The 742-nt window shown below is 63.3% G+C and carries 1 pseudogene; it reads right to left on the reverse strand.

Annotated elements, in window-relative coordinates:
• Positions 1-742: pseudogene (locus DH10_RS36045) on the reverse strand (transposase); the annotation flags it as partial.

Consider the following 742-nt stretch of genomic DNA (forward strand, 5'->3'; position numbering starts at 1 on the left):
GCAAGCGCCAGCAGGATGAGCGCACGCCAAAGCGCCAGCGTGGCGAGGATGAGGCGCAGATTGTGGCCTGCGGCCACGAGCAGCGCATTGATGGCGTCGCCAACATGGCCGAGAAGGAAGTTCCGGTCCAGCCGCCCATCGGTTTTCATATGACCGATGGTGGCCTCGATGGCCAACCGTCGCTTCAGTTCCCGCTTCATGGTGGCCGTCAGGCCGCGCCGATGGCCGGCGATCATCACCGAGCCCGAGCTTTTGTAGTCATGGCCGCGAAAGCCCTTGTCGACATAGATGCGGTCCGGGTCGACGCCGCCAATCTCCACCGCCTGATCGACGGTCGCGGCGAGCGTATGACCGTCATACGGATTACCCTCGAAGGATTTGGCGGCCAGCACGAGGCCTTCACGGTTGGTTGTTGCGATCCCGACCTTGCAGCCAAACTCGTAGGGCGTACGGGCTTGCCTTTCGAGATGCAGACCACCTCGGGTGCATGCAGTGAATAGAGCTTGTCCTTGTCTTTCGGCTTCTGGACCAGCAGCCGCTCGACCAGCCCGAGCAATCGAGCAAACCTGACCCCGAGTTCACCATTGCCGGCGATCTTGCGGCTGATGTCGCGGAACACACGTCCGAGATAGGTGCGCAGGCGCTTCAGTTCGCGTCGCATCCGGTGGAATTGCCGGGCGTGGGCATAGCGGTCGGCGCGAACCGCCGCGGCCTTGGCCAGTCGAGCGTGGCTCTGCCTGAG

The sequence above is a fragment of the Mesorhizobium silamurunense genome, from assembly GCF_014843825.1.
GTDB lineage: Bacteria > Pseudomonadota > Alphaproteobacteria > Rhizobiales > Rhizobiaceae > Mesorhizobium > Mesorhizobium silamurunense.